The 7514-nt window shown below is 72.7% G+C and carries 3 protein-coding genes; all 3 read right to left on the bottom strand.

All coding sequences use genetic code 11. The features are described 5' to 3' along the window. Positions 1-743: hypothetical protein (locus VFZ20_RS29465; protein WP_329687543.1), on the bottom strand; the 743-nt coding region annotated here is incomplete at its 3' end. 474 nt (positions 744-1217) lie between these two features. After that, the gene (locus VFZ20_RS29460; protein WP_329687542.1) at positions 1218-3263 is read right to left on the bottom strand and encodes a putative bifunctional diguanylate cyclase/phosphodiesterase; all 2046 of its coding nucleotides are present in this window, start codon (positions 3261-3263) and stop codon (positions 1218-1220) included. 270 nt (positions 3264-3533) lie between these two features. Then, positions 3534-7514: NAD-glutamate dehydrogenase domain-containing protein (locus tag VFZ20_RS29455; protein WP_329687541.1), on the bottom strand; the 3981-nt coding region annotated here is incomplete at its 5' end.

The following is a 7514-nucleotide window of genomic DNA, read 5'->3' as shown; positions in this document are numbered from 1 at the left end:
GTGACGAACAGGTCGTCAAAGGTGGCGGCCAGCGCGGCGGCCACCCGTCCCTCGTCGCCCGGGGCCACGAAGGCAAAGGCGTACAGCGGGCACGTCTGCCGGGCGTCCTTCGCGTCGTCGTCTCCCGGGCGGCAGCTGGAGACGTCGCCGCCCACGGGCTTGAACGGCGCCAGCGACGCCGCCACGACGAACGTGCCGCCGTCCGCCGTCCACCGTTCCGAGACGGTGCGCATCCGCGCGAACTGGCCGATGCCGGCGTCCGGGTCCGTGCGCCGCCCGTCGCCGAGGATGACGTGCGTGGCGGCCCGGGCCGAATCGGCCTCCACCATCCGAAGCACCTCCTCCAGCTCCGTGTTGCCGTCCGTGTAGAAGCCGGCATCCGCCAGCACGCCCAGGTCGGCGCGGGGCAGCACGCGCACCTCGGTGCCAAAGCCGGCAACCTGCCGGGGCCTGAGCCGCGCGGCGAACCCGTCCAGCACGGACCGGTACTCCGTGCGCACGCGGCCGGCATCGCCCGGGTCCAGGAAGCCGCGCATGCCCTGGCTGCGGTCCACGTACAGCAGCACGGGCTTTCCGGCGTCGTGCACGGGCCACGCGGGCATGGAGTCGCCCGTGGCCAGGCGGGCCGCGCGCGTGAGGTCGCATGCCTCCGGGCTGGTGCACGCCTCCGCCTTCCCGCACGACGCGGTGGAAAGCAGGGCCAGCAGGGGCAGGACCAGGACGGGATGAAATGGAGGACGCATTCAGGATGACTCGATAAAAGGTGGATCATGGAGAGAGGGCGGGTTCAAGGTTGGAGGGATGGACCCGCGCCGGATTCGCACCGAACGCAAAGAAGCAGGGCACCTGGCGGGGTGCCCTGCTTCCGTCCTCCAGACTTTCAGCGACGGACGGATCCCGTTGTCGCTGCTCTTGTTACCGTCCCATGCTGCCATTCCGAGCAAGGTCGGCGCCGTCGCGATCCGTCGCGTGCGTGATGCGTCCGGCGCCGGCCGACCGAGGAATCGGGTCGCGGGAGTGCGGGATCCCGCCCGCGCGCTGAGTTCGCCCGCGAGGGGCTTGTGCACGGGCGAGGTCCGCGCGCGGCGCCACCAGATTCTTCACTCGGCGCCATCGTGCATGGGACGGATCACGACGGCGCCTCCTTCAGAATGACAGTGGGGACGGATCCCGTTGTCGCTGCCCTTGTTACGCTCGCCCGTGCGGTCATCCGGCGCTCAGACCAGCGCCGGGTCGGGGAGGGCGGCGTGGGCGCGCTCGGCCAGGTAGGCCAGCAGCGTGTCGGGGCACAGCGGGCGCGAGAGCAAGAAGCCCTGCACGCAGTCGCACCCCTGCGCGCGCAGGAAGTCCAGCTGTCCGTGATGCTCCACGCCTTCCGCGATCACCGTGAGGCCCAGGCGGTGCGCCATGGCCACCACGGCGGAGACGATGGCCGCGTCGCCCTCGTCGGCCTCCACGTCGCGCACGAAGGTGCGGTCCACCTTGAGGGTGTGGATGGGAAAACGGCGCAGGTACTCCAGCGACGAGTATCCCGTCCCGAAGTCGTCGATGGAAAGCCGCACGCCCACGGAGCGCAGCCCGCCCAGCACGTCCTCGGACGCGGCCGTGTCGCGCATGGCCACGGACTCCGTGATCTCCAGCTCCAGCAGCTCCGGCGGCATCCCCTCGCGCTCCAGCGTCTCGCGCACCTGCTGCACCAGGGCGGGCTCCTGGAACTGGCGCACGGACAGGTTCACCAGCAGCCGCACGTCGTTGTGGCCGGCCTCGCGCCAGCGCCGGGCGTGGCCGCACGCCGTCCGCAGCACCCACGCGCCCAGGGGCACGATGAGCCCGGTGGCCTCGGCCACCTCCAGGAACTCCGCCGGGCCCAGCAGCCCCAGCTCCGGGTGCCGCCAGCGCACCAGGGCCTCGGCCGCGCACACGCGCCCCGTCCGCAGGTCCACCACGGGCTGATAGACGAGCGTGAGCTCGTCGCCCGCCAGCGCGCGGCGCAGGGCGCTCTCCGTCTCCAGCCGCTCCAAGGCGCGCTGGTTCATCTCCGGGGCAAAGAAGCGGTACAGGTCGCCCCGCGACTGCTTGCCGCCGTACATGGCGATGTCGGCGTGGCGCAGCAGCGTCTCGCCGTCCTCGCCGTCGTCGGGCGCCACGCTCACCCCGGCGCTGGCCGTGACGAACAGCTCGCGCCCGCCCACCACGAACGGGTCGCGCAGCGTCTCCAGCACCTTGCGGGCGACCTCGCCGGCGCCCCGCGCCGCGTCCAGCCGGGGAAGCAGCAGCACGAACTCGTCGCCGCCCAAGCGGGCCAGCGTGTCTTCCGCCCGGACGGCCGCGCGCAGGCGGGTGCCCACCTGGCGCAGCAGCTCGTCGCCCGTGGAGTGGCCCAGCGAGTCGTTGATGACCTTGAAGCGGTCGAGATCGACGAACAGCAGCGCCACGCGGTGCCCGTTGCGCCGCGCGTGCGCCAGGGCCACGTCCAGGCGGTCCAGCAGCAGCCGTCGGTTGGGCAGCCCCGTCAGGGGATCGTGGTACGCCAGGTGCTCGGCCTGCCGGGCGCTGTGCAGGGCGCCTGCCCGCTGCTCCTCCAGCAGGGCCATCACCATCCCCAGCCCGATCACCCACTCCAGCAGGAAGTCCACCGTGCCCAGGTACGCGGCGTACGCGGGGATGTTGTGCCCCAGCAGCCGCCGAAGCGCGAAGCCGAAGTAGTGCAGCTGCTGCGCGCCAAAGAGCGCGAAGCCCGCCGCCACGATGCGCCGCCCCGCCCGCGGCCCGCCGCCCGTGGGGCGCACGGCCCACGCGCTGCCCAGCAGCACCAGCCCCAGCACGAGCGACCGCACGCCCACGCGCACGAAGTGGCGCCCGCTCGACGCCTCGGCCGGGGTGACGAAGGCCAGCGTGGAGGCGAGCGCCACGGCCGCCGCGACGACGACGAGCCCCCGCAGCACCCGCGGGCGCGCACGGCGGGCCGCCCGCAGCTCCCAGGTGCCCGCCGCCAGCCACGCCGCCTGCAGGTACGAGCCCAGCAGGCTCATGAAGGTGAGCCCCAGCCGCAGGGGGTGCAGGGCCGGCAGGGACTTGAGGGTGAAGAGCGTGGCCGCGCTCACCACCAGGTAGGCGACGAACGCCAGCCAGCTCAGCCCCCAGCGGCGCAGGTACGGCCGGTGCCCGCCGCGGGCAAAGGCCAGCAGCAGCAGGCCCAGCAGCAGGGCCCCCGCCGCCTGCGCCAGGTTGGTGCTGATGAGCATGCGCCCCGCCTCAGGCACGGGGCGCTCCGCGCGGACGGTTCTCCATGGAAAGTATCCTCAAACGTTTGTGCGCTCCGCCACGAACGTCCGGCGGCCGGAGGAGTGCTCCGGCCGCCGGTGTGCCACGCGATCCCGCTTCCGTCTTTTCCGTCCAGGAGGCCAGGACGGGCCCTCGAGGTGAGTCAGGCCCACGCGGACGCCCCCTCCGGGCTCGCGGAGCTCGCCCACCTCCCCCAAAACCCCTGGGGGAGGTTGGACTGCGCGTTCAGCTCACGACGCGCGCTCGGCTCAGGACGCGCCGGCGGCGGCGCCGGCCTGGGCGCTGTCGGCCACCTCGCGCAGCTGGTGCACGGCCAGGGCGTACGCGGCCAGGGGGCAGTTGCCGCCCCGCACCTCGCCCAGCAGCTCGCGGTACGCGCGCACCACCCGCGGGTGCTCCTTCTCCACCTGGTCCAGGGCGCGCTTGCCCTCGCCGCCGTTGTAGGCCAGCACGGCCTGCACCAGCCCGCGCTGCGCCCGCTGCACGTCGTCCGCCAGCGACTGGGCAAAGCGACGCTCCCACGGGTCGCGGCCGGCCGCGTTGCGCACCGCCTCGCGCAGCGTGGCCGTGCCAAAGCGCTCCGACACCGTGTAGAAGGCCTTGGCCGTCTTGAGCTCGTCCGTCCCCGCGCGGCGCGACACCTCCACGATCTCCAGCAGCTGCGGGAGAAAGCGGAGCGTGATGAGCCGCTCGCCCAGCGTGCGCTCCACGCCCAGGTCCGCCAGCTCGCCCAGGCGCGACAGGAACAGGGCGCGGTCCTCGCCGCTCACGATCTTGGCGAAGTTGCCGCGCAGGGCCGCCAGCCCGCTCCGCGCGTCGTCGATGAGCACGTCCGTGGCGCCGTCCGCCGGCGTGTTGGCCAGGATCCACGCCGTGGTGCTCTCCAGCACCCGGGCCAGGCCGCCCAGCCAGCGGTAGATGGTCTCCGACGGGTACTTACCTTCCAGCGCCGCCAGGTCCGCCCGTACCTCCGGCGCCCCGCTGATGCGGCTGGCCACGAGCCACGCCCGCACCACGTCGGGGACGGCATTGCCCGTGTCGCGCGAGACGCGGTGCAGGAAGCTGCTCCCCATCAGGTCCACCAGGTCGTTCACCAGCTGCGTGGTGACGATCTCGCGCCGCAGCCGGTGCCCGCGCAGCCGCTCCGTCCCCGCCGCCTCCACGGCCTGCGGGGGAAAGTAGTTCACCAGGTACGACTCCGTGGCCGGGTCGTCGGGCACCTTGCTGGCCAGCAGCTGCGCCTTGGCGAACATCTTGGCGTGCGCGAGAAGGACGCACAGCGTCGGCCGGGTGAGCCCCAGGCCGGCGGAGCGGCGCTCCGACAGGCCGTCGTTGTCCGGGATGTCCTCCTTTTCCCGGTTCAGCACGCGGTCGCGCTCCAGCCCCTGGATGAGCGCCGTGAAGTCGTCCAGCGACTCCCGGGACCGGATCTCGTCCAGCGACACGGCCAGCGACTGGCTCACGTTGTCGTGCAGGACCAGCGTGCTCACCTCGTCCGTCATCTGCCGCAGCAGGTCGTTGCGGCCCTCCTCCGTCATCTCGCCGTCCTGCACCACGCGGTTGAGCAGGATCTTGAGGTTCACCTCGTGGTCCGACATGTCCACGCCGGCGGAGTTGTCCAGCGCGTCGGTGTTGATGCGCCCGCCCTGCAGGTGAAACTGGATGCGGGCCCGCTGGGTGAAGCCCAGGTTGCCGCCCTCGCCGATGACCTTGGAGCGCAGGTCCTCGGCGTTCACGCGCACGGGATCGTTGGGCGGATCGCCCACCTCGGCGTGCGTCTCCTCGCGGTCCTTGACGTAGGTGCCGATGCCGCCGTTCCACAGCAGCTCCACGGGCGCCGTGATCACCGCGCGGATGAGCGATTCGCCGTCCAGCACCGTCACGTCGTCCGCCAGCCCCAGCGCCGCGCGGGCCTGCGGGGTGATCTCCACCTCCTTGGCGCCGCGGGGCACGATGAAGCCGCCGGCGGAGATCAGCGACCGGTCGTAGTCCTCCCACGAGCTGCGGGGGAGGTTGAACATCCGCTGCCGCTCGGCGAACGACACCGCCGGGTCCGGGTCGGGGTCGATGAAGATGTGCCGGTGGTCGAACGCGGCCAGCAGCCGGATCTGCTTCGAGAGCAGCATCCCGTTGCCGAACACGTCGCCGCTCATGTCGCCGATGCCGGCCACGGTGAACGGCTCGGCCTGGATGTCCTTGCCCATCTCGCGGAAGTGGCGCTTGACGCACTCCCACCCGCCGCGGGCCGTGATGCCTTCCTTCTTGTGGTCGTAGCCGTTGCTGCCGCCCGAGGCGAACGCGTCGCCCAGCCAGAAGCCGTACTCCGCCGCCACCCCGTTGGCCACGTCCGACAGGTGCGCCGTGCCCTTGTCCGCCGCCACCACCAGGTAGGGGTCGTCGCCGTCGTGGCGCGCCACGCCCGCAGGCGGGACCACCTTGCCGGCCACGAGGTTGTCGGTGATGTCCAGCAGGCCCCGCATGAGCGTGCGGTACTGCTCGGCCGCCTCGGCGCCCATCTGCTCGCGGTCGTCAAAGCGGCGCCGGGTGATGAAGCCGCCCTTGCTGCCGTTGGGGACGATGACCGCGTTCTTGATCATCTGCGTGGTGACCAGCCCCAGGATCTCCGTGCGGAAGTCGTCGGGCCGGTCGCTCCAGCGAATGCCGCCGCGGGCCACGGCCGCCCCGCGCAGATGCACGCCCTCCATGCGCGACGAGTGGACGAACACCTCGTACAGCAGGCGCGTCTTCTTGAGCTCGTCCACGTCGGCGCAGCGCACCTTGAGGGAGATGTACGGCACCCCGCCGCTGCGGGCCGTGGGGTCCGCCCCGCCGTGGCGGTAGTAGTTCGTCCGCACGGTGCCCTCCATCAGGGCCAGCAGGCGGCGCAGGGCACGGTCGTCGGGCAGGGCCGTGACCTTCTCGATCTCGTCCATCAGCCGCGCGCGCACGGCCGCCTGGTCGCCGCCCTGCCCGCCGAAGCGCGCGTGGAACAGCTCGATCAGCCGCCGCGTGACGGCCGGGTACGCGGCGAGCGCGCGGGAGACGGCGATGCGCGACGGGATGGCGCCCACCTGGAACGCGTACTCGCTGTAGGCGCGCAGCAGGTCGGCCTCGCGCCAGCGCAGCCCCGCCGCCAGGGTGAGCCCGTTGAACGGGTCCTCGACCGCGTCGCCGGCCCGGACGGCCAGCAGCGACTCGGCCAGGATGGGCGCGACCTCGTCGGGGATGGGCTGCCCCTCGCGCGTCTGCACGGCGAAGGAGTAGATGATGAAGCCCTGCTCGCCCGCGCCGCGCAGGGCAAAGGTGTCCACCTCCACCACCCGCATGCGCGCATCCTCCAGGATGGGCATGAAGTCGGAGAGGACCAGCCGCTCGCCCCGCAGGTACAGCTTGAGGACGGAGGAGCCGGCCGGCGCCGACTCGCCCGGCAGGGGCTGCCGCAGCTGCAGGCCCACCGTCTCGCCCGAGCGCTCCAGCCGCTCCATGTGCAGCACGTCGTGCACGGCGGCCACGGGCGCGTTGGCCGCGCGGTACTCGGCGCTGAACGCGCCGCCGTAGGTAGTCGCCAGGCGCACGGCCTCGCCCTCGTCCGTCAGCTCGCGCAGGGCGTCGCGCAGCCCGTCTTCCCAGGTGCGCACGAGCGACGACACCTCGCGCTCCAGCTCGCGCGCGGCGGGGACGGGGGCGTTCTCGCCCAGGGCCAGGTAGTAGTGCAGGCGGGCGCGGTCGCCCGCGGCCATGGCCATCACCTGGTACAGCAGGGGCCCGCCGGCGCGCTGGGCCAGCCGCTCGCCCACGGCCTGGCGCACCTCGGCGCTGTAGCGCCCGTGGGGCAGGATGACCATGACGGCCGCCCGGCGGCGGGCGTCGTCGCCGCGCACCACCACGCGCACGTCGGGCGTGAACAGCGAGGCCAGCGCGGCCTGCACCTCCACCCCCAGCTGCTCCACGGAGGCCTCGAACAGCTCCTCCTTGGGCATGGTGTTGAGGATGGTGACGATCTCCTTGTAGTCGTGCCCGCCGGCCCGCGCCCCGCTGCTTTCCAGCACGCGCTGCACCTTGCCGCGCAGGATGGGGATCTCCTCCGCGCCGGTGGCGTACGCCTGCGACGTGAACAGGCCCAGGAAGCGCCGCTCGCCGCGCACGCGCCCCTGCTCGTCCAGCGTCTTCACGCCCACGTAGTCCATCCGCGCGCGGCGGTGGACGGTGGCCTCGGCGTTGGTCTTGGA

The sequence above is a fragment of the Longimicrobium sp. genome (genome assembly GCF_036280135.1).
GTDB lineage: Bacteria > Gemmatimonadota > Gemmatimonadetes > Longimicrobiales > Longimicrobiaceae > Longimicrobium.
Note: the sequence above shows the minus strand (reverse complement) of the source record. Positions and strands in the feature narration are given on the sequence as shown.